This window comes from Aquitalea sp. S1-19, from assembly GCF_024343515.1.
On record NZ_RJTZ01000050.1, the window covers coordinates 1 to 24,641 of the forward strand.

Sequence of the window (24,641 nt, forward strand, 5' to 3'; positions counted from 1 at the left end):
ATCAGCTCGGTCACGATCTCGCCATGCGACAACTGCTTGCGGGTCGCTTCGTCCAGATCGGAAGCAAACTGCGCAAACGCAGCCAGTTCACGATACTGAGCCAGCGCCAGACGAATACCGCCACCCAGCTTCTTGATCACCTTGGTCTGCGCTGCACCACCCACACGCGATACCGAAATACCAGCGTTAATAGCTGGACGGATACCGGAGTTGAACAGGTCGCTTTCCAGGAAGATCTGGCCGTCGGTGATCGAAATCACGTTGGTCGGAACGAAGGCGGACACGTCGCCAGCCTGGGTTTCGATAATCGGCAAAGCAGTCAGCGAACCGGTCTTGCCAGTTACGGCGCCTGCGGTCAGCTTGGTCACTTCGTCTTCGTTGATGCGCGATGCGCGCTCCAGCAGACGGGAGTGGAGGTAGAACACGTCACCAGGATAGGCTTCACGGCCCGGCGGACGACGCAGCAGCAGGGAAATCTGACGGTAAGCCACGGCCTGCTTGGACAGGTCGTCGTATACGATCAGCGCATCTTCGCCGCGGTCGCGGAAGTACTCACCCATGGCGCAACCGGAGTACGGTGCGATGTATTGCAGGGCAGCAGCTTCGGAAGCGGTCGCTGCGACGATGATGGTGTGACCCATCGCGCCGTGCTCTTCCAGCTTGCGTACCACGTTGGCGATCGACGAGGCTTTCTGGCCGATAGCAACATAGATACAGATAACGCCGGTGTCTTTCTGGTTGACGATCGCATCCAGCGCCACAGCGGTCTTACCGGTCTGGCGGTCACCAATGATCAGCTCGCGCTGGCCACGGCCGATAGGCACCATCGAGTCAATCGACTTCAGGCCGGTCTGCATAGGCTGCGACACCGACTGACGGGCAATCACGCCCGGTGCGATCTTTTCGATAGGGGAGAACGCCTTGGCGGCGATCGGGCCCTTGCCATCGATAGGACGGCCCAGAGCATCGACAACGCGACCGATCAGTTCCGGACCAACCGGAACTTCCAGGATGCGGCCGGTGCACTTGACTTCGTCACCTTCGGAAATGTGCTCGTACTCGCCCAGAATCACGGCGCCGACAGAGTCGCGCTCCAGGTTCATGGCGAGGCCGAATGTATTGCCCGGGAACTCGAGCATTTCGCCCTGCATCACGTCCATCAGGCCATGAACACGAACGATACCGTCAGTCACGGAAATCACGGTACCCATGGTACGTGCTTCGGCGCTTTCAGCCAGGTTCTGGATCTTGGCCTTGATCAGGTCGCTGATTTCAGAGGGGTTCAACTGCATGATCTCTCCTAATTCTTGAGGCTTGCCGCCATCGCGTGCAGTTTGCCGCGAACGGAAGCGTCGATGACGTCATCACCGATCAACACCCGGATACCACCGATAAGCTCGGGGTCCACACGCACGTCAAGGCGTACGGTCTTGCCGTACTTCCTGGAAAGCGTGTCGGTGAGTTCGGACTTCTGGACGTCGGTCATGGGGAAGGCGCTGTCTGCCACTGCATCCAGCACCCCTTCTGCCTCGGCCTTCAGGAGTTCAAACTGTTCGGCGATTTCGGGCAACAACAGCAGGCGTCCGTTTTCGATAAGCGCGCCGAGGAAGTGTTTCACTTCTTCGTTGCCACGCTCGGCGAGCACGTCCAGCAGCAATGCCTCAACCTCTTGTGCGGTATGTTTCGGGTGGGTGATTACTTCGGCCACACCCGGGGTTTTCACCATGGCAGCCAGCCAGGACAGCGTCTCGGACCACGCGCCCATAGAATGCTGTTCGCCGGCGAGGCTGTATACCGCTTCGGCGTAGGGCCTTGCTACGGTAGTAAGTTCTGCCATGAGCTGATTACAACTCCGCTTTGATGGAGGCCAACAGATCGGCGTTTTTGGCTTGATCGATCTCGCGGCGCAGGATCTTCTCTGCACCGGCTACGGCGAGGACGGCAACCTGCTCGCGCAGAACCTCCTTGGCACGCAGCACTTCCTGCTCGATTTCAGCCTTGGCATCGGATACCAGCTTGGCACCCTCGACGCGTGCAGCGTCTTTTGCCTCTTCCACGATCTGATTGGCACGTTTTTCGGCGGCCAGCATGATTTCGGTCGACTGCTGTTTGGCTTTGCGAACTTCATCCGCAACGCGCTTTTCAGCGGCCTCCAGATCCTGCTTGCCACGTTCGGCAGCAGCCAGGCCATCGGCAATGCGCCTGGCGCGCTCATCCATCATGTTGGTAAGCGGAGGCCAAACAAACTTCATGGTGAACCACACCAGGATGGCGAACGTGATCGCCTGACCCAGTAGTGTTGCGTTAAATTCCACGCTTGTTTCCCTCCAGAATGATGACTTGCAACAACCTATCCCTGTTCAGGGATTAAGCGCCCACAGCGGCCAGAGCAGCAGCCAGGAACGGGTTGTTGAAGGTGTAGAGCATAGCCACACCAACACCAATCATGGAGATCGCATCCAGCAGACCGGCGATAATGAACAGCTTGGTTTGCAGAACTGGAATCATTTCTGGCTGACGAGCGGAAGACTCGAGGAACTTGCCGCCGAGAATGGCGAAGCCCAGAGCGGTGCCGATGGCACCCAGACCGATGATCAGTGCGGCAGCCAGAACGGTCATCGACTGGATCTGGGAAATCAGTGCAAGTTTTTCCATTTAGATATCTCCTGAAACTAAAACTAAGGATGGTTGGTGAAACGTTTAAAAAACTAAGGAACTCTTTAGTGCTTCTCGACCGCGAGGCTGAGATACACGATGGTCAGCATCATGAACACGAAGGCCTGCAAGGTGATCACCAGAATATGGAAGATCGCCCATGGCGCGCCCAGAATCCACTGTGCACCCCAAGGCAGCAGCGCAATCAGGATGAAGATCAGTTCGCCGGCGTACATATTACCGAACAGACGCAGCGACAGCGAAATCGGCTTGGCAATCAGCTCGACCATCTGGAACGCGAAGTTCACCGGGGCGAGGATGACAACCAGAATCGGGCTGTGTGCATGAAACGGTGCGGTCAACAACTCCTTGCCCCAACCGCCCAGACCCTTGGCGCTGATCGAGAAACCGATGATGCAGAACATCACCGAAATCGACATGGCGAAGGTAGCGTTGACGTCAGCGGACGGCACCACACGGAAATACACATGGTGAGGGTCAGCACCGAAGAAGGTTGAACCTACCCATGCTGCGATTTGCGGAATCAGATCCACCGGCAGCATGTCCATCGCGTTCATCAGGAACACCCAGCAGAAAATGGTCAGTGCCAGAGGCGCAACCACTTTACTTTCGGCATGGAAAATTTCCTTGACCTGGGTATTGACCATTTCCACCAACGACTCGACAAACAGCTGCAGGCGACCCGGATTTTCCAGCTTGGCATTCTTGGCAACCAGTGCAAAGACGCCTACAAATAGGAAACCCAGAATCAGCGAGACGCTGAAGGTATCGACGTGAATGGACCAGAACCCTTCATGAGAAGACTTCCAGAACGTCAGGTGGTGCTTGATATATTCTGTTGCGTTGCCTGCCATCACTTTTTCTCAATTTTGATTAGAAGCCCGAACCAGTAGGCGGACACGACCAGCATATAGCCGGCAAAGTACGCTGCTACCGATATATCCTTGAAAAACAGAAGAACCACTGCAAATATAAGAATGGTCAGAACAAACTTGACCGCTTCCGCCTTGTAGTGAGCCTTCATCAATACTGCAGGTGATGCACGTGGCACTGAGTAAGCGATGCGAATGTACAGCAGTGCAGGCAGAATTACCGTCAACCCGCCAAGCAAAGCTGAGACAGCACCGCTAATACTCCCCTGCCCCAGTACCGCTGCAATCAGGACAGCGACTGCTGTCAATACAAACTGCAAGCGCACGATGCGCTTAATTTCCGGCTTAGCCATGACGCACATCGTCTTAGAAAAATCGACCGATTATAGTCACGCCATTAAAATGACGTCAACAAATTACGACTAATATAGCTGCAATGCAGCATACACCGTCCAGCCCTGCCCGCGCCGCAAGCGGCCGATCATACAGCGACATTCAGTCCGCGCCTAATACTCGATAGTCATTACACGGAAAAATCTGACAATCCTGTTCCCACCACCACCAGACGCCACTTTGATAACACTGGCATCACCTCACAATGAGCAAAGCCGCACCCCAGGTGCGGCAGAACAAAACTACAAACGGAACAATCCGCGTTGCAAACACATACCCTCTGCGCTACCGCCTCACGCTCGCGCATTATCACTGAGGCCTGACCGTAGACGATGCACACAGCCCCGTGCAAGCAGACGGACACCACCCCAAATGGCATGGAAAGACACCCCCTACCCCATTCAGGATGGCAACACGGCCAGCGGCTTAGCTACCCATGGTCGCGACCATGATCGCCTTGATGGTGTGCATACGGTTTTCAGCCTGCTCGAAAGCCAGGCTGGCCGGGCTTTCAAACACTTCGTCGGTCACTTCGATACCGTTGGCGAATTCCGGATACTGGGCAGCAATCTGCTTGCCGACCTTGGTATTCGCATTGTGGAAGGCCGGCAGGCAGTGCATCAGCTTGATCTGCGGGTTACCCGAAGCCGCCATCAGCGCGCTATCGACGCGGAACGGCTTGAGCAGCGCGATTCGCTCGCCCCAGCGCTCCATCGGCTCGCCCATCGACACCCAGACGTCGGTATGGATAAAGTCGGCGCCCTTGACTGCAGCTTGCGGGTCGTTGGTCACCAGCAAGCGGGCACCGGTCTTCTTGGCAATATCCTGGCACTGCTTGACCAGATCGGCATCCGGTTCCAAACCCTTGGGACCGGCAATACGCACGTCCATCCCCATCAGGCAGCCAATCACCATCAGCGAGTGGCCCATATTATTGTGGGCATCCCCTACATAGGCGTAGGCAATCTGCGACATCGGCTTGTCGCAATTCTCGGTCATGGTCATCACGTCGCACAGCATCTGCGTCGGGTGCCAGGCATCGGTCAGACCGTTGAAGACCGGAACGCTGGAGTACTTGGCCAGCTCTTCCACATCATCTTGGGCAAAGCCGCGGAATTCGATACCGTCGTAGAAGCGGCTCAGCACGCGGGCGGTATCGGCAATGCTTTCCTTGTGGCCCAACTGCGAGCTGGTCGGATCGATATAGGTCACATGCGCACCCTGGTCATGGGCAGCCACTTCGAACGAGCAACGGGTGCGGGTCGAGGTCTTCTCAAAAATCAGGGCGACGTTCTTGCCGATCAGACGCTGTACTTCGTTGCCGGCATACTTGGCACGCTTCAGGTCGCGTGCCAGATCGAGCAGGTACTGCAGCTCGCGTTGGGTGAAGTCCAGCTCTTTCAGAAAGTGACGGTGTTTCAGATTGAAAGCCATTTTGATACTCCTTGAGATTAAAACTGCCCTAAGCACCCCGCCAGCAATGGCAGGCGAGTGATGTGCAAACAACTTAAAGACCTGCTTTACCCGCGCCGGATAGTTTTCCTGCTTACACGCGGATCAACTCCCAGAATACGAATTAACATTTAATAATTATCTGATATTGCTATAGCACATGGAGGCATTCATGCCAGCCACCTCCCCGGCTTCAGTGACGGAGCAGACGAGCGAGGAAGTAATGGTGCAGGAATTTCCAGCTCACATAAGCCACCACCAACGCGGCGATCCACAGCTCAAAATCGGCCAGCACATGCAGCTGAGCCACGTATTCATCCGCAAAGCCCCATACGCCCAGCTGAGCCGACAACTTGTACAATGCGGTAGCGCCAATCACCATGGGGAAGGTAAAGGCCGCATAGGCCGGAGAAAACGGCAACCGTAGCAAGCGCAGGAAAAAGAGGTAGATCACGCTGGTCATCAGCACTGCAATCCCGGCCAGCAGACCAACCAGCAAGGGCGAAGGCTGCTGCACGACAGTCAGATAGCCTGCCAGCGCCAGACTGGCAGGAGCGGCCAGGATCGCCAGCGTCGGCTTGGCCTGATCAGGCACCTCGCTGGCAAAAACCAGGCGATAGATCATCAGCGGCAGCATCACCAGATAGCAGACCAGCCCAAACATGAGCAGCGTCTGTGCCAGCCACAGCAGTGCACCACCGGGAAAACTGACCGCCGCCACAATAATGCCGACCGGCGGCACAAACCAGCTGGGCACCATATGATGCAAACGGAAGTCATGCGCACGGTGCCAGACAAAGGTAACGAGAAAAGCCAGATGCAAGCCGATGGCCAGCAGCCAGACCGTCTGCGCCAGCGGCAACGAAAACAGCGAGATCGCCTTGGACACGATCATCAGCGCCATGGCCATGGTCGGCACCACGCTACCGACCACCGGATGCGCCAGGTCCTGACACAGCAGCTGGGGCGCATTAATGAATTTGAGCAGCAGGCTCAACAGCAGAATACTTGCGATGGCGGCACCGGCCAGCTGGAACATGCCGCCTGCCGGCATGAAGTTCTCCCAGCACCAGCCCAGGCTGGCAATACCCAAGGCCAGACCACCCATCGGCGTCGGGACGGCGCGCAGGCATGCGCCCAAGGTCGCATTGACGGTTGTACCGGCCGAATTGTGCAGAATGCTTTCCATGCTGATCTCCTTGCCGCAGCTGACATTGCAAGTGCCTGACTGCTCTGGTATCGATGGACACACTGTACGTCCGATATAAAATAAATAATATCTGGATGTTTTTTACGGAACGTAAACACAAAATTGACAACACATCTGACTTTGCGCCAACTGCAGGCCTTTCTGGCAGTCGCCCGCCTGGGCTCGCTCGCTCCCGCAGCAGAAGAACAGGGCTTGAGCCGGGCGGCACTAAGCCAGTCGCTACAGGAACTGGAACGGCAACTGGGCTGCACGCTGTTCGACCGTAGTGGCTACCGCCTGCGGCTGAATTCCACGGGCGAAACTCTGCTGCCGATGGCGGACGAACTCTTGACCCGCGCCCGACAGATCGAGCAGCAGTTTAGCGAGCCGAACCAGCTGCCAACCCGCTTGCGTCTGGGAGCCAGCGATACCATCGGCAGCTACTTGCTGCCGCAAGTCGTCGCCCAGTTGCTGGCACGCTTTCCGGACCTGCAGATCGAGGTCGGCATCCACAACAGCCAGACCCTGCTCGGGCAGCTGCAACGCTACGAGCTGGATCTGGCGTTGGTTGAAGGAGAAGTACTCGATAGCGAACTGGCGGTGACGCCATGGAGGGAGGATGAACTGTGGATTGTCGCGCCCAGCCACAGCACAACTGCCATGGACTGGCCGACACTGCGGAAACAGCGCTGGATCGTGCGGGAGGCAGGCTCCAGCAGCCGGGTCCAGTTTGAGCAACTGGTGCTGCCGCAGCTGGGTAGCACGCCAGACACCCTGACATTCAACACCAGCGAAGCGATCGTGCAGGCAGTCTGCGCAGGACTGGGCTGCGCCTTGCTCTCCTCGCTGGCCGTCAGCAAGCGGGTCGAGGATGGTATGCTGAGGCGGGTCGAACTGCCGCAGCAGCTCAGCCGGCCAATGACCATTGTCCGGCTAAAAAACCGCTATGCCACACCGCGTACCGTACAGATCCTGCAATGGCTGGCGGATCCGGAGTCCAGCCAGCCAAGATAAGAAAGCGCCGGCACGGCCGACATGAACAAGGCCGGGCGCCGGGCTCAAAGAAAAGCGGCGGCCACCTGTGCCGCCGCTATTGTGTTACCGGATCTGCAAGCGGCCGATAATGCCGTCCAGCTCGTCCAGCGTCGCGTACTCGATAGTCATCTTGCCGCGCCCGCCCTTGGCTGTCCTGATCGCCACTTTGGCGCCCAGCACTTCCGACAGCTCTTCGCACAGCCGAGCCACGTCCGCATCCCGCGGCTTGGCCGCCACCGGCGCGTGCTCAGCGGCGCCGGCCAGGGCCTGCACCCTGCGCTCGACCTCGCGCACCGACCAGCCATGCAACACCACCTGATTGGCCAGCTCCAGTTGCTGCAATGCAGGCAAGGCCAGCAAGGCACGTGCATGACCCATTTCGATCTGGCCCTGATGCAGTAAAAGCTGTACCGGTTCCGGTAAAGACAACAACCTGAGCAGATTTGAAACCGCGCTGCGCGAGCGACCGACGGCTGCAGCAGCCGCATCATGCGTCAGCTCGAACTCCTTGATCAGGCGGGCGATACCCTGCGCCTCTTCAATCGGATCCAGCTCTTGCCGCTGGATATTCTCGATCAGCGCCATGGCCAGCGCAGCTTCATCCGCCACACTGCGAATCACGGCGGGGATTTCGGTCAGCCCGGCTTTCTGGCTGGCACGCCAGCGCCGTTCACCGGCAATCAGCTCATACTCGCCCAGACCGATCTCGCGAACGACCACCGGCTGGATAATGCCCTGCGCACGGATGGAGGCTGCCAGCTCTTCCAGCGCCGCTTCATTCATATGGGAGCGGGGCTGATAACGCCCCGGGCGGATACTGCTGACAGCGAGCGTTTGCAGCCTGTCGTCTGCCGGATCGGTCACGGCAAGGAGCGCGTCAAGTCCGCGCCCCAGTCCTTTGAGTTTGGCCATGTTTCTATTGGATTCCAGCTACTGGCGCAGTTTCCAGACGGGCAAGCAGCTCGGCAGCCAACGCCTTGTAAGCGCGTGCGCCGCGCGAGGAAGGGTCATATACAACGCCGGGCAGACCATGGCTGGGCGCCTCGGCCAGACGGACATTGCGCGGGATAACGGTTTCGAACACCTTGTTGCCGAAATGGGCGGCAAGCTGGCCAGACACCTGTTGCGACAGATTGCTGCGCGCATCGAACATGGTGCGTACCAGACCCAGAATCTCGATCTTGGGATTGACGGCCTGCCTCACCTTGCGCAGGGTGGTCACCAGATCGGACAAGCCTTCCAGCGCATAGTATTCGCACACCATCGGGATCAATACCCCCTGCGCCGCCACCAGGCCGTTGAGCGTCAGCAGTGTCAGCGAAGGCGGGCTGTCGATCAGGATGTAGTCGTACTCGTCCTCGACCTCGGCCAGCGCCTGCTTCAGGCGTGCCTCGCGTGCCAGCTCCTGCACCAGCTCGACTTCGGCCCCGCCCAGGTCTCGCGTAGCCGGCAGCACATCGTAACCGCCCTCAGGCGAGCGTTGGCGCGCTTCGGCCACGGTCGCATCCCCAAGCAGCACCTGATAGATCGTCTGCGTCAAACCGGCTTTCTGAATGCCACTACCCATGGTGGCATTGGCCTGCGGGTCAAGATCGACCAGCAATACGCGCCGCCCCAGCTGCACCAGACCGGTGGCCAGATTGACGCCGGTCGTGGTCTTGCCGACCCCGCCCTTCTGGTTGGCAATGGCAATAATGCGCGCGCTCATCGCGCGACAACCCGCACCAGATGGCGTTCGGCATCCAGCCCCGGCACCATCAGCGGCAAGACTTCCGCCATGGTCACACTCTCCGGCAACTGGGCAATCTCTTCGTACGGATACACACCCTTCATCGCCAGCCACTGCCCATCCTGCGCCAGCAGATGCGGCGTCAGGCGGACAAACTCGGCCAGCTCGGAGAAGGCGCGGCTGGTGATCACATCAAACTTCTGCTCGGGCTGATAGGCTTCGACCCGGCTGGTGATGACTTCTACATTGGCAAGACCCAGTTCGATCACCGCCTGGCGCAAAAAGGTGGTCTTTTTGTGATTTGAATCGAGCAGCACCACCTGCAAGTCCGGGCGGGCAATCGCCGCCGGAATGCCAGGCATACCACCGCCCGAGCCGACATCCAGCAAGCGCTTAAAGCCCGCCAGGTGCGGCACCAGCGTCAGGCTGTCCAGCAAGTGATGGCTGACCATGCGCGCTTCTTCGCGCACGGCAGTCAGATTGTAGGTGTGGTTCCACTTGGCCAGCAGGGCCAGATAGCCTTCCAGTTGCGCAAGCTGTGCATCACTCAGGCCCAGCTTCAGTTCGGCCAGCCCCTGTTTCAATTCTTCAGTATGTGTCATGCCGTCTTCTTATCGCCCAGGCCGCGTTTAAGGTGAACCATCAGCAGGGCCACCGCGGCCGGTGTAATCCCCTGAATACGCGAGGCCTGCCCCAGTGTTTCCGGCTGCTGCTGCGTGAGCTTCTGTTGCACCTCGCGCGACAGTCCGGACACCAGCGAATAATCGATCCCCTCGGGCAGGCGTACGTCGTCCAGCTTGTCCTGACGCGCCAGCTCGTCGTTCTGGCGGTCGATATAGCCTTGGTATTTGACCTGAATTTCTACCTGTTCGGCAACATCCATCGCATCCACCCCCTGCCCTGCCCCGGGCAAGGTCATCAGCAAGGCGTAATCGACGACAGGGCGGCGCAGCAAATCCATCAGGCTATACTCGCGCGTCAGCGCCTGACCGACCACCCGCTCAACCTCACCGGCCGGCGCTTTTCCCGGATGGATAAAGGTGGTGGCAAGGCGTTGCTTTTCGGCTTCAACGGCATCCCGTTTGCGGCAGAAGGCATCCCACTGCGCATCCCCGACCAGCCCCAGCTTGCGGCCGGCCTCGGTCAGGCGCAGATCGGCATTGTCTTCGCGCAACTGCAAACGGAATTCGGCGCGGCTGGTGAACATGCGGTAAGGCTCGGTCACGCCCTTGGTCACCAGATCATCCGACATTACGCCCAGATAGGCCTCGTCGCGGCGCGGACACCAGCCTTCTTCATCGCGGCTGTAGAGCGCGGCATTCAATCCGGCCAGCAGGCCTTGTGCGGCCGCTTCTTCGTAACCGGTGGTACCGTTCAGCTGGCCGGCAAAAAACAGGCCCTTGATTGCCTTGCTTTCGAAGGTGGACTTCAGGCCGCGCGGATCGAAGTAATCGTATTCGATGGCATAGCCTGGACGCAGGATGTTGGCGTTTTCCATGCCCTTCATCGAGCGTACCGCTGCCAGCTGGATATCGAAAGGCAGCGAAGTCGAGATACCGTTAGGGTAGATCTCGTGCGTAGTCAGACCTTCCGGCTCAAGGAAGATCTGGTGGCTGTCCTTGTCGGCAAAGCGGTTGATCTTGTCTTCTATCGAAGGGCAGTAGCGCGGCCCCACGCCTTCTATTTTGCCGGTGAACATCGGGCTGCGATCGAAACCGGAACGGATGATGTCATGCGTACGCTCATTGGTATGCGTCACCCAGCACGGCAACTGGCGCGGATGCATATCGCGCGAGCCACGGAAAGAGAATACCGGCTCCGGCGTATCCCCCGGCTGCACTTCCAGCACAGAAAAATCAATCGTGCGGCCATCCAGACGCGGTGGTGTGCCGGTTTTCAGGCGGCCAACCGGCAGATCCAGTTCGCGCAGTTTTGCACCCAGTACCGACGCGGCCGAATCGCCGGCACGCCCCCCGGTGTAGTTTTCCAGGCCGACGTGGATCTTGCCCGACAGGAAAGTGCCGGCAGTCAGCACCACGGTACGTGCGCGGAACACAAGGCCAATGGCGGTAATGGCACCAGCCACCTGATCGCCTTCCAGCAGCAGATCATCTACCGGCTGCTGGAACAGGGTCAGATTGGGCTGATTTTCCAGCATTTCACGAATGGCAGCCTTATACAGCACGCGGTCGGCCTGGGCGCGGGTGGCGCGCACGGCAGGACCTTTGGATGCATTAAGCGTACGGAACTGGATGCCACCGATATCGGTGGCCAGCGCCATCGCACCGCCCAGTGCATCGACTTCACGCACCAGATGCCCCTTGCCTATCCCGCCTATCGACGGATTGCACGACATCTGACCCAGGGTCTCGATATTGTGCGTCAAGAGCAGTGTCTGACGCCCCATGCGCGCAGCGGCAAGCGCAGCCTCGGTGCCGGCGTGCCCGCCACCGACGACTATCACGTCGAAAGTTGTTGGATAGATCATGATCAATACGGCAAATCTGGCGGAAAACCGGGCATTTTACGGCAAAACATGGCCCCATGTAAGTTATTGATTTGACTGCCGCTATCCGGCGGCAAGGCTTTACCCGAACTTCATCGACCGCGACCGTCTCTTGCCCTGCTACAATCCGCCGATGAATTTCAGCTTTACGCCCATAGGCGTCATCCATTCGCCGTACAAGGAAAAGTTCGGCATCCCGCGCCAGCCCTCGCTGGCCCCGTCGGCACGCATGACTCTGGAGCTGCTCGCGCCTTACAACCATGCCGACACAGTGCGCGGTCTGGCCGATTTTTCCCACCTATGGCTGCAGTTTGTCTTCCATGAAACGGCCGCACGCGGCTGGCGACCGCTGGTGCGCCCGCCACGGCTGGGCGGCAATGACAAGGTCGGGGTTTTTGCCAGCCGCGCCACCCACCGCCCCAATCCGCTGGGTTTGTCGCTGGTGGAATTAATCGGTATTGATACGGGCAGCGGCGTGATCCTGGAGCTGGCTGGCGCCGACTTGCTGGACGGTACGCCGGTACTGGATATCAAACCCTATATCCCCTTTGTCGAGTCGCGCCCCCAGGCCCGCGCCGGTTTTATCGACGGCCCGCCGCCACGCCTGAGCGTATGCTGGAGCGAAAAAGCCTTGGCCGATCTGGCCATCCACCGTATCAAACACCCTGAACTTGCGACACTGGTAGAGGAAATTCTGGCTCAAGACCCGCGCCCCGCCTATCAGGATGATCCCTTGCGCATCTACGGCGTGCGCCTTTATCAGCTGGATATCCGCTTTCGCATTGCCGGCGACATCGTCACTACACTTGAAATTAATGCACTCTGACCGAACTTTGTCAGACAAGCGCATGTCACACCAGCCTCACCCTACAGGAGTAAGACCTATGAGTTCCTACGCGAAGACACTGGTTCTCGCGTTGTCCATGGCATCAATGCTGGCAGCTCCGATTGCCGAAGCGGCCAAACTGGGCAAAAGCAAAAGCTTCGGCATGAAGCGTTCGGCACCGACCCAGAGCTATCAGCAGCCGGCTCGTACCCCGGTTCAGCCTATGGCGCCCGCACAACAACTGCGCAAAGGCCCGGGCGTAGGCACGGCCATTGCCGCTGGCGCCGCCGGTGCTGCTGCAGGTTATATGCTGGGTTCGGCCATGAGCGGAGGCGAAGCCTCAGGCGGCGCCAACGAAGCAGCGGGCTCGGGCATGCCTTGGGGTACGCTGGCCATGCTGGGTCTCCTGTTTGCTGGCGGCATGATGTTGTTCCGCCGCCGCATGGCCAATCAAGCTGCCCCCGCTATGCGCGCCCCGCAAATGGCCGGCATGCCGCCACAGAACATGGCGCCCGCCGCACAGCCGGCACGCTTCGATGGCATCCCGAGCATAGGCTCGGGCCTGCAAGGCGGCGCAGCCGGTGCCATGGCCGGCAGCTACGGCCAGCAACGCCTACCGGACGGCACCGAAGTGCCGGCCTTCCTGCGTCAGGCCAAAGCCACCTTTCTGCATCTGCAAAGCCTGAACTCGCCGGACAATGTAGATGAAATCAGCAAATACATGACGCCGGATCTGTTTGCCGCCATGCGCGAGGACATTCTGTCCAATAGTGGCATGGCCGACTTCCCGCAACTGGAATGCAGCGTGCTCGATGCCGTCACCGAAGGCGGCCGCTATATTGCCAGCGTGCGCTTCTCCGGCACGGTCAGCGAAGACGTCAACGCCGCCACGGTGCCGTTTGCCGAAACCTGGCACTACGTCAAGGACAGCGGCAGTCCGCGCTGGTTGCTGGCAGGCATACAACAGGATTAAGCCTGCAACAAGGATTGCTCCAACGGACGCTTACCAGCGTCCGTTTTTTTACGCACATCATGCAAAAACACCCACGTCATAATTGTGCGTTAGACTGGAACACGGATTGCTACACAGAATAAAACCCGATAAGGAGTTATCCGTTGTCCACCCTCACCCTGCATAGCCACTTCCAGCCCATTTACAGCCTGGCGCACCGCCGCACGGTTGGCGTTGAAGCGCTGTTGCGCGCCGAACAAGCAGGTGTGGCCATTCCGCCACAGCAGGCCTATCTTGATCACGATGACACGCAAAGCCGCCATGAATTTGATCTTCGCGTCAGCACTGAGCATATCCGTCACTTTGCTGCCTCGACCCCGGGCGAAAGCTGGCTATTCCTGAATATTGATGCCAGCACGCTGAGCAGCCTCGCCCGCACCCAAGCCCTGATCAGCATGTTGCAACAAAGCGGCGTACCCGCGGCACGGGTAGTCGTGGAAATACTGGAACATGCACTGGAGGCCGATGAAATCCTGATCGCCGGCAGCCGGCTATTGCGCGAAGCCGGCTTCCTGATCGCCATTGATGACTTCGGCACCGGCCACTCCAATCTGGACCGGGTCTGCTTGCTGGAGCCTGACCTGATCAAGTTTGACCGCAATTTGCTGCGCAGCGCGACCAAGCAAGCCCGCACGCGCAATCTGCTGACCAAGTTGGTGCATCTGGCGCACGAAATTGGGGCATTGGTGGTAGTGGAAGGCGTAGAAACCGAAGCCGATGTGCTGGTCGCGCTGGAGTCAGGCTGCGATCTAATCCAGGGCTATTATGTGGCCCGCCCAGCCTTGCAGCCAGATAGTGATGAAATCATCACCCGTCGTATCGATACCCGCTGGGATGAACTGATGGTGCGTGAACTGATGAAGCGCAAACTGGCACGGCGCCAGATCGAACTGGCGCGTCAGGCTTTTGTACAAAGCGCCATCGCGCTGATGCAGGGCACCAGCTTTACCGACGCCGCCCAGCCCATGCTGACCCTGCCCGATGTCATCCGCTGCTTTTTGCTCGACAGCACCGGACGCCAGATCGGGCGCAATCTGAATACGCGGGAAGCACCGTCACGCGCCAACCCCAAATTCGCTCCGCTAGCCGATACCACGGGCGCGGTCTGGTCACGCCGTCCCTATTTCCAGCATGCAATAGACCAGCCCGGTGTGCTGTATATGAGCGAGCCTTATCTGTCGATGACCGACACCCGCCACTGCATTACCCTCTCGATGGCAATCGAGATTGATGAAGACCTGCATGTGCTATGTGCAGATGTGCTGGTACCGAAGACCATGGGGCTGGCCGATTAGCACCGCCGCACAATAAAAAAGGCATAGCCTGAGGGCTATGCCTTTTTTCACCTACCATGGTACGGATCGTTATTGCCCGGCTACATCCGCAATGTATTCATACAAGGTCACGACCTGCTGCACACCGCTGGTTTCACTGGCGACCCGCGCAGCAGCCTCGCCCTCGGCCCGGGTGACCAGGCCCAGCATATACACCACACCGCGCTCGCTCACGACCTTGATTGCATTGGGCGGGTAACCTTTGCCATCCAGCAGGCGTGCACGCACCTTGCTGGTCAGCCAGGTATCGTTACTGCGCTCGGTAATGCCGCTTACCGGCGCCACAACCAGATAGTTGTATACGCGCTGCACATTAGGCTGCGAACGCGCAATCATTTCAGCACCAGCACGCGCCGCATCCGATGCAGCCTCACCGCTCAGCAATACGGTCCGGTTATAGCTGGTCAGGTTCACATGCGAGGAAGGCAGCTTATCCGCAACTTGTCGCGCAGCCTTCATCTCGATGGACTGGTCATCGACATAGGCACCGCTGGTGCGTCGGTCGGAGGCAACCAGCGCACCGGTTGCGGCACCGCCTGCAACCAGCGCCACACAGCCGGACAAAGTTGCAGCACATACAGAAGCCAGCACCAGAGCACGCAATTTCATCATTCGCCCCCCAGCAACATGCAATCGATCGCATCGCACATGGCATGGATCAGCAGCAGATGCACTTCCTGAATACGCGCGGTACGGCTGGCCGGCACATTCAGATGCACATCATCCGCCCCCAGAATCTCGGCGATCTTGCCGCCATCCTTGCCGGTAAAAGCAATCACCGTCATGCCGCGCTCGTGGGCAGCATAAATGGCCTCGATCACATTAGCCGAATTACCCGAGGTCGAAATCGCCAGCAAAACATCACCCTGTTGCCCCAGCGCGCGTACCTGCTTGGAGAAAATCAGGTCGAAATCGTAGTCATTGCCAATAGCCGTCAGTGCCGAGGTATCGGTCGCCAGCGAGATCGCCGCCAGACCCGGACGCTCTTTTTCGAAGCGGCCCACCATTTCGGCGGCGAAATGCTGGGCATCGGCAGCCGAGCCGCCATTACCGCAGGCCAGAATTTTTCCTTCATTCATCAAACTGGCCACCATGCGTTCAGCAGCCAGTGCTACGCCGGGCGAGAGCGCCTCCATAGACTGCTGCTTGGTCGCTATGCTCTCGAGAAAATGGCCGTTAACGCGGGCGATCAGATCCATACTGTCATTCCTTGTAAGCTCGCGTAAGCACTACGCAATAATGTCTTTGATCCACAGGGGATCAGCTTCGCCCTCGAACACCACCGCATCAAAACGGCATGGGGCATCTATATGTTTCTCCGACAGATAAAGGCTGGCGGCATGCACCAGCCGCGCGCATTTTCTGCCATCTATACTCTGCAAGGCGCCACCGAAGCGGCTGGAAGTGCGTAAGCGTACCTCGACAAACACCCAGTACACCCCCTCGCGCATCACCAGATCCAGCTCGCCACCACGACAATGCCAGTTGCGTTCAACCAAGCGCAGCCCCTGCTTCTGCAAATAGCGCAGCGCCCTGTCTTCGGCCGCCACACCACTGGCGGCTACTGTAATTCGCCCCTGACCCATACCGGCAATGTCCGCTGGAACTGCTGGTCACGCCCCAGACGCAAGTCACCACTGACCCCATCCAAACGCAAACCGCTAAGGTTTTTCTGTACCGCCAAACGCTGTGCCAGCCGGTAGGCATCGATACCCAGTGCATACAAGCGCTCGGTGGCCACCGTCAGAGTATGCGCCGGGCGAGGGTAAGCACGCACGGCGGGGTGATCCGGCATCAATAGCCAAGGCATGTCGACAAAACGCACGCCGGACAAGGTCGGCAGACTCTCGCGCACATTCAGCGTCGACGTGCCATAGGCCGGTAACGCTTGTGGCAGCACGGAACGCGCCAAAGCGGCCTCCGCCCCTGGCAAGGCCAAAAAGACCGAGTCGGACTGAGCCAATGCGGCATCCAGCGCCGCGCCATGCGCCTCATCCATCGCCAGTTGCAAGGGCAAAGCACCACGCTTTATCTGCCAGACCCCGGCAAATGTCTGACGTAAACGCTGCGACAAACCATCTTTTCCATAGATCAGTAAAGGACGCTGATGACCATTGTCTGCCATCATAGCCGCAACCTGCTTAGCCTCGGCATCCACCGATAAGGACAAAGCATAGAGTTTAGGACGCAGCGGCAAACCTTCAAGACTGTTCAGTGCAAGGGTTGGCACACTCACCTGAGTGGCAATGCGGCTGATACCGGTACGAGTCAAAGGGCCGATGACCACATTCGCGCCTTGTGCAATCAGATTTCGGTAAGCCGGCAGCACCTCCGCCTCATCGGAAAAGACGGCTTCAACAACCGCCGCATTGCTGCGGCCATCCACCTCGCGCGCAGCATTAAAGCCCTGGCGCACTACATCGGCCGCTTCACCCAAGGCCGGAGACGATAGCGGCAACAGCAAGCCAATACGTACTTTAGCCGCGGCAAAGCCCGGCAAGGCGGTGTCGGCTATCGGGGCAACAGCGGGAGCACTGGCAGGCTCACGGGCAGGAACTTGGGTAAACGGCACAGAATTCTGCTGCAGAATGTAGTCCGCGCCCTGCGCAGAGACTACACTGGCGGCCATCCAAGTTAACCCACCCAACACCCAGGGAGCCAGAGATTGCAAACATCGCTTGATCACTTGATTCATTCTGCCCAGGAAACGTTGGTGAACGGAACATTATATGTGGTCGCCACCCCCATTGGAAACCTGGCCGACATGACCTTGCGCGCTTTTGCCGCGCTTTCCCGCTGCGATCTGGTGCTGGCGGAAGACACCCGCGTCACCGGTTCGCTGCTCGCTGCTTATGGCATCAGCAAGAAACTGGTCAGTTTGCGCGAACATAATGAACGCGAAATGGCCGAACGCGTCATCGGCTGGCTACAGGAAGGACAGTGTATCGTTCAGGTATCGGATGCCGGCACCCCCGGCATTTCCGACCCCGGCGCACGTCTGGCGGCGGCCGTCTGGCAAGCCGGCCTCAAAGTTTGCCCCCTGCCCGGCCCCTCGGCCGTGGTCACCGCCATGTCCGCCGCCGGCCTTGAAACCGGCCAGTTCCAGTTCGCTGGTTTCTTGCCACCCAAATCCGGCGCCCGCAAAAAACGGCTGGAGAGCTGGTTGCATGCCGACTATGCCGTGATTTGCTATGAAGCTCCACATCGTATTCTCGACTGCGTCACCGATGCCGTCGCCGTCTACGGCAGCGAACGGCGTCTGGTTCTGGCACGCGAACTGACCAAGACCTTCGAAACCTTTATCCGCACCAGCGCCGGTGAACTCCTGGAGATTATCAAGGCAGACAGCAACCAGCAGCGTGGCGAGTGCGTGCTTATCATCGATGCGGCGCCAGCCAAAGAAGAAGAGGATGAAGTACCAGCCGCAACGCTCCAGCTGTTGTCACAGCTGATTGGCAGCATGCCAATCAAGCAGGCTTCGGGCATCGTGGCCGAATTCAGCGGCGTGGCACGCAAAAAACTGTATGAACTGGCACTGGAAATGAAAAAAAACGCCGAGTCTGACGAAAACTGAGTGCAAGCGATTTACATTTCTTGAGCCAGCCGGTAGAATGCCGTCAATCCGAGATGCAGCCCGGATGGTGAAATTGGTAGACACAGGAGACTCAAAATCTCCCGCCGCAAGGTGTGTCGGTTCGAGTCCGACTCTGGGCACCACAAACTGGTTTTAATGCATCAAAGAAGTACAAAAACCCCGATAAACTAAAGTTTCCCGGGGTTTTTTGTCGTCTGCACCTATCCAAATACAGCCAACACGACACGTTTGCTGCGGCCAGCAACTAGCCATCCCGTACAGCACGCGCTGACGGGTTTTTTGTTATATTGCGCAACACACGCCCCCAAGGGAAAAGCCATGCCGCTCCCCGTCCTGTTCGACACCCACTGCCACCTTGATGCACCGGAGTTCGATGCCACCCGTCAGTTGGTCATCAATCAGGCGCATGCCGTAGGTGTCAGCCGCATCCTGATACCTGCCGTTGCCCTGTCCAATTTCGCCTCTACACTGGCGTTACGCCAGCAGGCTGGCTGTTATATCGCCTTGGGGCTGCATCCCGTTTATCTGGATCAACATCTGGATGCACATCTGGAAACGCTGGAGCAGCACATACGCCAGCATCGGCCTGAGGCCGTAGGAGAAATCGGCCTCGATTTCTGGCAGCCCGGCCTGGATCCGGCAAGGCAGGAATGGCTATTTTCCGAACAGTTAAAACTGGCACGGCGCTATGATTTGCCGGTATTGCTACATATCCGCCGCGCCCAGGATCGCGTCCTCAAATACCTGCGCCAGACGCCGGTATGCGGCGGCATCGCCCACGCTTTCAACGGCAGCGAACAGCAGGCACAAGCCTTTATCAAGCTGGGCTTTTGTCTGGGTTTTGGCGGAGCCATGAGCTATAGCGGCTCGACCCGCATCCGGAGTCTGGCAGCAAGCTTGCCACTGGATGCACTGGTACTCGAAACCGATGCGCCCGACATCCGTCCGGAATGGGCACAGGACAGACCGAATGTACCGGCCAATCTGCCCCGCTTCGCCAGCATCCTCGCAGGGCTACGCGACCTGGACACCGCTGAAATTGCTCTGGCTACCACGCACAATGCCTGCCGTGTGCTGCAGCTGTCGTAATACAAAAAGGAGGCCGCGTGAACGCGGCCTCCTTCCCTACTGCTTAAGAGTAGGCGGGTTTTACTTGAAGCGGATCACCACACGGCGATCCGGTGCCAGACATTGGCCCAAAGCCGGCTGCGACTTGATCTGGTTGCACTTGCTGCCGGTCACCGGATCCGCCTTACCCAGACCCTCGGTCTGCAGGCGGTTTGCCGGCACACCCTGGCTCACCAGATAGTCGGCGACCGCGACGGCGCGCGCCTTGGACAGCTTGAGATTATAGGCATCCGACCCCAAACGGTCGGTATAGCCGGTCACACTGATGATGCTTTCCGGCTGCCCTGCCGTCTTGAGTTGCCGGGCAATGCGGGCCAGCTCGGCCTTGCCTTGTGCACTCAGTTGCGACTGGTTGGCTGCAAATGCGACGTCGCCTTTAAGCACAAAAGCAGCTGCCGCCGCTTTGGGCAAGGCTGCAGGGACGGCCACAGGCTTAGGCGCGATTCCGCTCTTGTCAAAGACGGCCGGGCCGACGTACTGGGTATCGCAGACTGCGACTTCTTCATCGCGCGCCGGATCGGCAAAGTCATAGCTTTCAATCGGTTTGAGCTGCAAGCTTTCCAGCAGCTTACCCGAGCCGGCCAGCACGCGCGCCTGCGCCAGCAAGACATCCTGTTCGGCATTCACCACCGAACGCTTGGCGTCATACAGTTCGTTTTCGCTATCCAGCAGATCCAGCAGCGTGCGCTGACCGATATCAAACTGGGCGCGGTAGGCATCACGGGCTTTTTCGGTCGACAAGCGGTGCTGGCGCAGATAGGCAATCTGCTCTTCCAGCTTGCGGGTATCGTTAAACGCGATACGCAGCGTCTGACGCAGATCGCGGCATTCCTTGTCGCGCAAATCGTAGGCGGCATTCAGGCGCTCGGCCGAAGCACCAAGCCGGGCACGGTCTGCCCCGCCGCGAAACAGATTGATATTGAACACCAGTTCAGCCATCTGCCGGTCTTTGCGGTTGAACGAGCCATCCAGATTATCTCCGCGCGCCGTGCTGGCGCGCAGGTCCAGCGTCGGCGAGAACGCACCCTTACGCATATTGACGTCCGCCTTGGCAGCACGCACGTTTTCCAGTGCGGCAAGATAAGCCGGGCTGGTCTTGACGGCTCCGGCAATCAGCTCTTGATCCTTGGGCAGATAGCCTTTCAAGGCCATGGGTTCTGCCATGGCAAGCTGCGGCTCTTCGCCGGTCAGGCGCGCATAGCGTGCCGCGACATCATGCAGATTGGACAACTCGGTTACCAGATTGGACTCAGCCAGCGCCAGACGGCCGCCAGCCTGCTCCAGATCGACCCGCCGCCCCACGCCTGCGCTCACTTTTTCCTGCAACTGCTTGTAGATACTCAGATGGGTGGCGTAATTATCCTGCGCAAACTCAAGCAACTGGCGATAGCGCAATACGTCGACATAAGCGCGCGCAGCCTCCAGCGCCTGGCCTTCACTGGCACCCAAAAAATCGAAATATTTGGCGCGCTGGGTATAGTCCAGCTGCTTGACAAGATTCATGGTCTGCAGACCCTGAAACAGGTTCTGTGTCAGATTGGCCGACCAGCCTTTACGGGTCAGGTCCTGAGTCACTTCAGGGCCGCCTGATTGGGTTGCGGCCTGCGTCGTTTTTTCCTTACCCCAGCCATAACCGGCATCCAGCGTAGGCAGATAGCCGGCACGACCCAAGCCCTGCTCTTCGGCTGCGGCACGGAATTCATGCCAGCGAAAACGCACTTCCGGATTGTTGATGATGGTCTTTTCAACCGCGCTTTTCAGGTCTGCCGCACTGGCAGACAGCGCAGTACCGGAGGCCAGTGCAAATAACAAGGCCAGAGAAGTACGTTTCATGATGAACCTCGACAAGAAGAGTAGGCTATTTCTAAAACAGAATAAACATTTATTTATGCTTAAATTATATACCTTAATGATTTAAATCTGTATAGCATTGAACTTTGCCGCTAAAAATATTTCCAGATGAAGCGACTGCATTCACCAATCAGACGATATCTTCGGCTACATGCCGTGGTATGGCTGCTCCTGGCTGCAAGCACCGCGTCACTGGAGTTGCCCGCTGAACAGGCTGCACGACAGTATGGCAGCCAGTCCTTGGCACTTTACCGCGACTGGACCAGCATGCTGGCGCCACTTGGCCAAACGGATGAAATGAGCAAATTAAAGACGGTCAACCAGTTCATCAATCGTCGCATCCGCTTTGCTGATGATGTCGCGATATGGCAACAAAGCGACTATTGGGCCAGCCCGCTGGAAATGTTTGCCAAGGGCGCAGGGGACTGCGAAGACTTTGCCATTGCCAAATACATTTCCCTGCGCAGCAGCGGTATTGAAGCCACCAAACTGCGCCTGACCTATGTCAAGGCACGCATCGGCGGCCCGGACAGTAATGTCAGCCAGGCACACATGGTACTGGCCTATTACCCCAGCCCCAGTGCAGAACCTCTGGTTCTCGATAATCTGGTCAGCAGCATACTGCCCGCATCGCAACGCAATGACCTGACCCCGGTATTCAGCTTCAACACCGAAGCACTCTGGGCCGGCAATACCCGTAGCAGCGTTGACCGCCTCACACGCTGGCGTCAGGTAACGGAACGTATGCGCAAAGACGGTTTTGTTTTTTGATCTATCTAAACGAGCACATCATGACTCGACTTTCCCTTAGCCAACGCCTCTGGATCTTGTTGCTGCTACTGGTTTTTCTGGCGCTTAGCACTTCGCTGACCGCCAACCTGTTAGGTGCACGCAACTATCTTGAACAGCAACTAACCGCACAGAATGCAGATACCGCCAACTCGCTGGCACTGATGATTACCCAGCAGCAGGCAGATCGCGCCATGGCGGAGACACTGATCAATGCCAGTTTCGACCAGGGGCACTATCGCCGGATACGCTGGACAGGAGCAGATGGCGGCATCCTGCTCGAGCGCAACAACCTTGATAGCGAGTTATCCGCCCCGGCTTGGCTGCCACGTCTCCTCGCCCTGTCCCCGCCACCGGGACAGGCGAATATCAGTAAAGGATGGTTGCAAGCCGGTACACTGGAGGTGCAAAGCGATATCGCTTATGCCTATGCCTCTCTATGGCGCAGCATGCTTTACACCGTATTGGGCCTGCTATTGGCCGGCCTGCTGACCGGCCTCATCGGCTCGCTCGATATCATCCGCATCCGCCGCCAGCTAGACCAGGTCGTCGAACAGGCTAAAGCCATCAGTGAGCGCCGCTTTATCCGCATCCAGGAACCCGCCATCCCTGAACTATCCAGAGTGGCACAAGCGATGAACCAGATGGTCGAGCGCCTGCAAGGCTATTTACATAGTTTGAGCAATGAAATCGAAGCATTACATCTGGCGCATGACACCGATGAGGTCACCGGCATCGCCAAGCGCAAGCAGTTAGAGCGTGCTCTGGACAACCTGCAAAACACCGAAGGAGAAGATTTACACGGCCAGTTGCTATTGTTGCGCGTGGCCGGGCTCTCCGAGATGAATGGCCGCATAGGCGGTCAACATACCGATAATTTACTGAAAAGGTTTGCCGCAGAACTGGCTCAGGCCGCCACCTGCCATCAAGGCGCCCTGGCGGTGAGGCTGCGTGGCGCTGATTTCGCCCTGCTCTGCCCCGAACTAAGTCCGAATGATGCCGACACCCTCGCCCGCACGCTATTACAACAATATGCCCGCTATCCGCAGATGGGTTTATGTGATCAGCAGGAAGTCGCGCATATCGGTATAACAAGCTTCAATGGCCAGGATAAGCTCAGCGATATCCTGTCTCAGGCCAGTCAGGCGCTGGCACAAGCTGTTGCACAGGCACCCAATAGTTTCTGCCGCCTGGATCACGCCGTGGTCCACATCCATAGCGAACAGAACTGGCGCGAAGCCATTGAACAAGCATGCAGACAGCGTTTATTGCGCCTTGACTGGTATCCGGTCGTCGATGCAACAGGCGGCGTGTTATGGCAGGAAGGCATGCTGTATCTGCCGGCAAGCGAAAGTGCAGCCAAGGTCAGCGCCCTGCGTCTGCTATCGCATAGCCTGCGCCTGGGCATCAGCCAGCAACCGGATCTCGCTGCACTAGAGCAGGGATTGCAATATGCACCCGGCCCATGCATTGCCATCAATGTCTCTCCGGCCTCGCTTGCCCACCCGGACTTCAACACCCAAGTACACCACCTGCTAAACAAGACGCAGGGCATCAGGGTTAATTTCGAGTTTCACGAAATGGCTCTACTCGCACACTGGCCGGCTTTTCTAGCGTTCAGTCATAGCATGCAGCAAAAAGGCCATCGCTTAGGTGTGGAGATCATCGGTCATGACCTGAGTCTGGTTGCGAAGCTAGCCGAGGCCGGTATTTCATATTTGGAGCTGGATGGGGTACTGACGCATGGCATCCACCAGGATCAAGGACAACAAGCCGTCGTCAAAGGGCTACTGCAAATGACGACGCTTATGGGCATTAACCTGCTGGCCAAAGGCATAAGCGATCCGGCCGATGCCCGCAAACTGACTGAATTAGGCATCTACGGTATGACGGGACCTGCGGTCAAACTACATAATGATGAATACAGCTTAAGTAGCCAGCGCAGCTAAAAACAAAAAGCCCGACTCATCGAGTCGGGCTTTTTGATATGGGCTTCTGGCGGTGTCCTACTTTCACATGGCGAATGCCACACTATCATCGGCGCTAAGGTGTTTCACGGTCCTGTTCGGGATGGGAAGGCGTGGGACCACCTCGCTATGGCCACCAGACATTAACTTGTCAAATTGTAGAAACCGAAATTAAACACCCAGACCACTTCTTTCTCTGGATGCCTTGGTAGAAGTATTGCTTCGCAACTCTGCTTATCTTAGCAAAGCCACTCAAATGATAGGATCAAGCCTCACGAGCAATTAGT

Annotated in this window: 25 protein-coding genes, 1 tRNA gene and 1 rRNA gene; 9 read left to right on the forward strand and 18 right to left on the reverse strand. The window is 58.1% G+C overall.

The window, feature by feature from the left end; genetic code table 11:
- From atpA to EGI20_RS09165, 8 genes are all read right to left on the reverse strand, one after another.
- Positions 1-1,292 (reverse strand): F0F1 ATP synthase subunit alpha (gene atpA / locus EGI20_RS09130; RefSeq protein ID WP_498631215.1); only part of this gene is annotated, 1,292 nt, incomplete at its 3' end.
- 8 nt (positions 1,293-1,300) lie between these two features.
- Complete coding sequence (locus EGI20_RS09135) at positions 1,301-1,837, reverse strand: F0F1 ATP synthase subunit delta (protein ID WP_498631216.1); 537 nt, start codon at positions 1,835-1,837, stop codon at positions 1,301-1,303.
- 7 nt (positions 1,838-1,844) lie between these two features.
- On the reverse strand, positions 1,845-2,315 hold the full coding sequence (locus EGI20_RS09140) for a F0F1 ATP synthase subunit B (protein ID WP_124735914.1): 471 nt from the start codon (positions 2,313-2,315) through the stop codon (positions 1,845-1,847).
- A gap of 52 nt (positions 2,316-2,367) precedes the next feature.
- Positions 2,368-2,655 carry a F0F1 ATP synthase subunit C gene (gene atpE / locus EGI20_RS09145; RefSeq protein ID WP_124735913.1) on the reverse strand — a complete coding sequence of 96 codons (288 nt, stop codon included), beginning with the start codon at positions 2,653-2,655 and terminating at the stop codon, positions 2,368-2,370.
- Positions 2,656-2,720: 65 nt separating this feature from the next.
- Entirely contained in the window at positions 2,721-3,530 is an 810-nt protein-coding gene (atpB, locus tag EGI20_RS09150; RefSeq protein WP_498631217.1) for a F0F1 ATP synthase subunit A, read from the reverse strand.
- Positions 3,530-3,901, reverse strand: a complete 372-nt coding sequence (locus tag EGI20_RS09155) for an ATP synthase subunit I (protein ID WP_124735911.1) — start codon at positions 3,899-3,901, stop codon at positions 3,530-3,532. Before EGI20_RS09155 ends, atpB begins: the two co-directional genes overlap by 1 nt.
- A gap of 466 nt (positions 3,902-4,367) precedes the next feature.
- On the reverse strand, positions 4,368-5,375 hold the full coding sequence (locus tag EGI20_RS09160) for an ornithine carbamoyltransferase (protein ID WP_498631218.1): 1,008 nt from the start codon (positions 5,373-5,375) through the stop codon (positions 4,368-4,370).
- A 211-nt stretch (positions 5,376-5,586) separates the two neighbouring features.
- Positions 5,587-6,582 carry a TDT family transporter gene (locus EGI20_RS09165; RefSeq protein ID WP_498631219.1) on the reverse strand — a complete coding sequence of 332 codons (996 nt, stop codon included), beginning with the start codon at positions 6,580-6,582 and terminating at the stop codon, positions 5,587-5,589.
- A gap of 123 nt (positions 6,583-6,705) precedes the next feature.
- On the opposite strand from EGI20_RS09165, the gene EGI20_RS09170 reads away from it, so the two are divergent.
- A complete protein-coding gene (locus EGI20_RS09170) occupies positions 6,706-7,596 on the forward strand; it encodes a LysR family transcriptional regulator (RefSeq protein WP_498631220.1) in 891 nt (296 codons plus the stop codon).
- An 84-nt stretch (positions 7,597-7,680) separates the two neighbouring features.
- Here the strand turns inward: EGI20_RS09170 and EGI20_RS09175 are convergent, their stop codons facing one another.
- The 4 genes from EGI20_RS09175 to mnmG are packed head-to-tail and all read right to left on the reverse strand — an operon-like array spanning position 7,681 to position 11,834.
- Positions 7,681-8,529 (reverse strand): ParB/RepB/Spo0J family partition protein, encoded by an 849-nt coding sequence (locus tag EGI20_RS09175; RefSeq protein WP_498631221.1) that lies wholly within the window; start codon positions 8,527-8,529, stop codon positions 7,681-7,683.
- Positions 8,530-8,533: 4 nt separating this feature from the next.
- A complete protein-coding gene (locus EGI20_RS09180; protein ID WP_498631222.1) occupies positions 8,534-9,325 on the reverse strand; it encodes a ParA family protein in 792 nt (263 codons plus the stop codon).
- A complete protein-coding gene (gene rsmG, locus EGI20_RS09185; protein ID WP_498631223.1) occupies positions 9,322-9,948 on the reverse strand; it encodes a 16S rRNA (guanine(527)-N(7))-methyltransferase RsmG in 627 nt (208 codons plus the stop codon). Before rsmG ends, EGI20_RS09180 begins: the two co-directional genes overlap by 4 nt.
- Positions 9,945-11,834, reverse strand: a complete 1,890-nt coding sequence (mnmG, locus tag EGI20_RS09190; RefSeq protein WP_498631224.1) for a tRNA uridine-5-carboxymethylaminomethyl(34) synthesis enzyme MnmG — start codon at positions 11,832-11,834, stop codon at positions 9,945-9,947. Before mnmG ends, rsmG begins: the two co-directional genes overlap by 4 nt.
- 151 nt (positions 11,835-11,985) lie before the next feature.
- Between mnmG and tsaA the strand changes: the two genes are divergently transcribed.
- The 3 genes from tsaA (at position 11,986) to EGI20_RS09205 (ending at position 14,985) form a co-directional block, all read left to right on the forward strand.
- Positions 11,986-12,678 (forward strand): tRNA (N6-threonylcarbamoyladenosine(37)-N6)-methyltransferase TrmO, encoded by a 693-nt coding sequence (gene tsaA, locus EGI20_RS09195; protein WP_498631225.1) that lies wholly within the window; start codon positions 11,986-11,988, stop codon positions 12,676-12,678.
- 58 nt (positions 12,679-12,736) lie between these two features.
- Positions 12,737-13,651 (forward strand): Tim44 domain-containing protein, encoded by a 915-nt coding sequence (locus tag EGI20_RS09200; protein WP_498631226.1) that lies wholly within the window; start codon positions 12,737-12,739, stop codon positions 13,649-13,651.
- A gap of 143 nt (positions 13,652-13,794) precedes the next feature.
- Positions 13,795-14,985, forward strand: a complete 1,191-nt coding sequence (locus tag EGI20_RS09205; protein WP_498631227.1) for a sensor domain-containing phosphodiesterase — start codon at positions 13,795-13,797, stop codon at positions 14,983-14,985.
- Between the two features lie 69 nt (positions 14,986-15,054).
- Here the strand turns inward: EGI20_RS09205 and EGI20_RS09210 are convergent, their stop codons facing one another.
- The 4 genes from EGI20_RS09210 to EGI20_RS09225 are packed head-to-tail and all read right to left on the reverse strand — an operon-like array spanning position 15,055 to position 17,596.
- A complete protein-coding gene (locus EGI20_RS09210) occupies positions 15,055-15,636 on the reverse strand; it encodes a BON domain-containing protein (protein WP_235930191.1) in 582 nt (193 codons plus the stop codon).
- A complete protein-coding gene (locus tag EGI20_RS09215; protein WP_124735901.1) occupies positions 15,633-16,223 on the reverse strand; it encodes a phosphoheptose isomerase in 591 nt (196 codons plus the stop codon). The genes EGI20_RS09210 and EGI20_RS09215 overlap by 4 nt, the downstream gene beginning before the upstream one ends.
- Before the next feature lie 30 nt (positions 16,224-16,253).
- Positions 16,254-16,610, reverse strand: coding sequence for a YraN family protein (locus EGI20_RS09220; RefSeq protein ID WP_498631228.1), 357 nt, complete (start codon positions 16,608-16,610; stop codon positions 16,254-16,256).
- Complete coding sequence (locus EGI20_RS09225; protein WP_498631229.1) at positions 16,586-17,596, reverse strand: penicillin-binding protein activator; 1,011 nt, start codon at positions 17,594-17,596, stop codon at positions 16,586-16,588. The genes EGI20_RS09220 and EGI20_RS09225 overlap by 25 nt, the downstream gene beginning before the upstream one ends.
- Positions 17,597-17,710: 114 nt before the next feature.
- On the opposite strand from EGI20_RS09225, the gene rsmI reads away from it, so the two are divergent.
- The 3 genes from rsmI to EGI20_RS09240 all read left to right on the forward strand — a co-directional run bounded on the left by rsmI (position 17,711) and on the right by EGI20_RS09240 (position 19,708).
- The gene (gene rsmI, locus EGI20_RS09230; RefSeq protein ID WP_498631234.1) at positions 17,711-18,598 is read left to right on the forward strand and encodes a 16S rRNA (cytidine(1402)-2'-O)-methyltransferase; all 888 of its coding nucleotides are present in this window, start codon (positions 17,711-17,713) and stop codon (positions 18,596-18,598) included.
- Between the two features lie 58 nt (positions 18,599-18,656).
- Positions 18,657-18,741 (forward strand) — tRNA-Leu (locus tag EGI20_RS09235).
- Positions 18,742-18,937: 196 nt separating this feature from the next.
- Complete coding sequence (locus EGI20_RS09240) at positions 18,938-19,708, forward strand: TatD family hydrolase (RefSeq protein WP_498631230.1); 771 nt, start codon at positions 18,938-18,940, stop codon at positions 19,706-19,708.
- Between the two features lie 60 nt (positions 19,709-19,768).
- Here the strand turns inward: EGI20_RS09240 and EGI20_RS09245 are convergent, their stop codons facing one another.
- Positions 19,769-21,580: a TolC family outer membrane protein gene (locus EGI20_RS09245; protein WP_498631231.1), complete on the reverse strand. Its 1,812-nt coding sequence runs from the start codon at positions 21,578-21,580 to the stop codon at positions 19,769-19,771.
- Between the two features lie 174 nt (positions 21,581-21,754).
- Here EGI20_RS09245 and EGI20_RS09250 point away from each other — a divergent pair, with 174 nt between their 5' ends.
- Both EGI20_RS09250 and EGI20_RS09255 read left to right on the forward strand, forming a co-directional pair.
- On the forward strand, positions 21,755-22,369 hold the full coding sequence (locus EGI20_RS09250; RefSeq protein WP_498631232.1) for a transglutaminase-like cysteine peptidase: 615 nt from the start codon (positions 21,755-21,757) through the stop codon (positions 22,367-22,369).
- A gap of 20 nt (positions 22,370-22,389) precedes the next feature.
- On the forward strand, positions 22,390-24,336 hold the full coding sequence (locus EGI20_RS09255) for a bifunctional diguanylate cyclase/phosphodiesterase (RefSeq protein ID WP_498631233.1): 1,947 nt from the start codon (positions 22,390-22,392) through the stop codon (positions 24,334-24,336).
- Positions 24,337-24,380: 44 nt separating this feature from the next.
- Here EGI20_RS09255 and rrf read toward each other — a convergent pair.
- A 5S ribosomal RNA gene (gene rrf / locus EGI20_RS09260) occupies positions 24,381-24,495 on the reverse strand.
- Positions 24,496-24,641 lie beyond the last annotated feature (146 nt).

Coding starts and splice junctions, on each gene's coding strand:
- EGI20_RS09155 (WP_124735911.1), bottom strand. CDS start 3,901: ATGGCTAAGCCGGAAATTAAGCGCATCGTGCGCTTGCAGTTTGTATTG.
- EGI20_RS09245 (WP_498631231.1), bottom strand. CDS start 21,580: ATGAAACGTACTTCTCTGGCCTTGTTATTTGCACTGGCCTCCGGTACT.
- EGI20_RS09200 (WP_498631226.1), top strand. CDS start 12,737: ATGAGTTCCTACGCGAAGACACTGGTTCTCGCGTTGTCCATGGCATCA.
- rsmG (WP_498631223.1), bottom strand. CDS start 9,948: ATGACACATACTGAAGAATTGAAACAGGGGCTGGCCGAACTGAAGCTG.
- EGI20_RS09210 (WP_235930191.1), bottom strand. CDS start 15,636: ATGATGAAATTGCGTGCTCTGGTGCTGGCTTCTGTATGTGCTGCAACT.
- EGI20_RS09175 (WP_498631221.1), bottom strand. CDS start 8,529: ATGGCCAAACTCAAAGGACTGGGGCGCGGACTTGACGCGCTCCTTGCC.
- atpB (WP_498631217.1), bottom strand. CDS start 3,530: ATGGCAGGCAACGCAACAGAATATATCAAGCACCACCTGACGTTCTGG.
- EGI20_RS09215 (WP_124735901.1), bottom strand. CDS start 16,223: ATGGATCTGATCGCCCGCGTTAACGGCCATTTTCTCGAGAGCATAGCG.
- EGI20_RS09240 (WP_498631230.1), top strand. CDS start 18,938: ATGCCGCTCCCCGTCCTGTTCGACACCCACTGCCACCTTGATGCACCG.
- EGI20_RS09135 (WP_498631216.1), bottom strand. CDS start 1,837: ATGGCAGAACTTACTACCGTAGCAAGGCCCTACGCCGAAGCGGTATAC.
- EGI20_RS09220 (WP_498631228.1), bottom strand. CDS start 16,610: ATGGGTCAGGGGCGAATTACAGTAGCCGCCAGTGGTGTGGCGGCCGAA.
- EGI20_RS09160 (WP_498631218.1), bottom strand. CDS start 5,375: ATGGCTTTCAATCTGAAACACCGTCACTTTCTGAAAGAGCTGGACTTC.
- atpE (WP_124735913.1), bottom strand. CDS start 2,655: ATGGAAAAACTTGCACTGATTTCCCAGATCCAGTCGATGACCGTTCTG.
- tsaA (WP_498631225.1), top strand. CDS start 11,986: ATGAATTTCAGCTTTACGCCCATAGGCGTCATCCATTCGCCGTACAAG.
- mnmG (WP_498631224.1), bottom strand. CDS start 11,834: ATGATCTATCCAACAACTTTCGACGTGATAGTCGTCGGTGGCGGGCAC.
- EGI20_RS09165 (WP_498631219.1), bottom strand. CDS start 6,582: ATGGAAAGCATTCTGCACAATTCGGCCGGTACAACCGTCAATGCGACC.
- EGI20_RS09255 (WP_498631233.1), top strand. CDS start 22,390: ATGACTCGACTTTCCCTTAGCCAACGCCTCTGGATCTTGTTGCTGCTA.
- EGI20_RS09180 (WP_498631222.1), bottom strand. CDS start 9,325: ATGAGCGCGCGCATTATTGCCATTGCCAACCAGAAGGGCGGGGTCGGC.